Below are 1,668 nucleotides of genomic sequence, written 5' to 3' on the forward strand. Positions count from 1 at the left end.
CTAACCTCGATCTTTCGTGATGGTCCGTCGGTTTCTCCGGTGGGCCGTTTCGGTTGTTCGGGCTGGTCGTGGGCACGGCGGTGGCCCGGCTGTCGCGTCGGGTGGGCGCCGGGTTCCACGGCTCCGGTCGGGGTGGTGCTGCTCGCAGGGACGGGGAAGTGCTGGTCAGCCGGGGTTCGGGAGAGCTTCGAGCCGTGCGAGGGCGTCGGTGATCACGTCGGTCCAGGGCCAGTGGCGGGCGAACCTCAGGTGCCGGCGGCGGGCGGTGGTGACGAGTTGGGCTGCGGCGGAGAAGAGCCGGAGCCGGAGGCGGCGGGGCTCCCACCTGCGGGTTTCGCCGGTCAGAGCGAGCATGGGCATCCAGGCCAGCAGGTCCAGGGCGAGCTGGACGATCTCCAGCCAGATCTGGTTCTGGGCGGTGTCGTGCAAGGGCAGGTTGCGCAGGCCGGTGGCCCGCGCGGCCCGGATGCGGTCCTCGGCTCGTGCCCGCTGGCGGTGCCGCAGTTCCAGTGCCGCGATCGGCATGTCGGTGGTGTTGGTGGCGAAGCAGGTCAGCCGCAGTCCGTCGGCGTCGGTGATCCGCAACTGGGCGCCGGGGTGGGGCCGTTCCTTGCGGACGATCAGCCGCATTCCCTTCGGCCAGCCCTTGAGGCAGTCTCCGGTGATCTCGGCGACCCAGGCTCCGTCCCGGATCTCGCCGCCGGGCTCGATCGCTGCCGTCCAGGCCGGGACGGGGACCTTGAGTACGGCCTGGTGAATCTGCTCGGTGATGGTCATGCCAACCGAGTACGACAGCCACCGTCCGCGCTGGGCGAGCCAGGCTGTGAACTCATGCGTTCCGCCTCCGGAGTCGGTGCGGATCAGCGTCTGGCGTCCGCGCCGGTACTTCTTCGGGAGTTGGGCCAGGGCGAGTCGGGCCGTGGTGATGTGGTCGGCGGCGGTGTTGCTGCCTGCGTTGCCCGGTCTGAGCAGGCCGGCCACCGGTTCCCCGCTCCCGCCGCTTCCGTGGTCGACGAATCCCATCAGGGGGTGGTGTCCGAAGGTCTTCTTCCAGGTCGCGGTGGCGTCCTGCTTCTCGGAGTGGGCCAGCACGAGGACCCCGTCCAGGTCCACGATCACCTGCCCTGCGGCGTCCGGGGCCGCGTTCTTGGCCATGTTCCAGACATGCTCGCGGGCTTCGGCCCGCGCGGCCCGTATCGCGGAGAGGGCCTTCGGCCCGGCCGCGGCGAGGGTGTCGATGAGGCGGGAGACGGTCGGGTCGGAGGCCACCGGCCCGAACACGCCAGGCTCGGCCCGCAGCATCCCGACATCCGCGAGGCAGTCCCCGCCCAGCGCGACCGCGAGGGCCGTGTCCAGCAGGATCTTGCCTGGATCGTGCACCGCCCTCGGGCGTCGCCAGGGCGTCAGCGCCGTCGATATCGCCTGATCCAGCCCGGCCTTGCGGGCGGTTTCGACCAGCAGCACGGCCCCGGCTTGGGACAGCACCCCGTGGCCGCCGCCCTCGATGCGGACGCGTGGATAGGACCCGATACGCTTCTTCACCTGGGAAGTGCCTCCGGCTGGTGCGGGAACAAGGACCTCGACAATCCTCATTCTTGCTGGTCAGAGGCACTTTCTGCTTACCTGACCACCCGTCGGACAGCCCGCTTCATGAAAGCGCGAGGCTAA

Annotated in this window: 1 protein-coding gene; it reads right to left on the reverse strand. The window is 70.1% G+C overall.

Annotation, left to right across the window (positions count from 1 at the left end; genetic code table 11):
- Positions 1-165 precede the first annotated feature (165 nt).
- Positions 166-1,542, reverse strand: coding sequence for an IS1380 family transposase (locus ACWFR1_RS40285; RefSeq protein ID WP_453561072.1), 1,377 nt, complete (start codon positions 1,540-1,542; stop codon positions 166-168).
- Positions 1,543-1,668: the final 126 nt, after the last annotated feature.

The organism is Streptomyces sp. NPDC055103 (assembly GCF_053607625.1).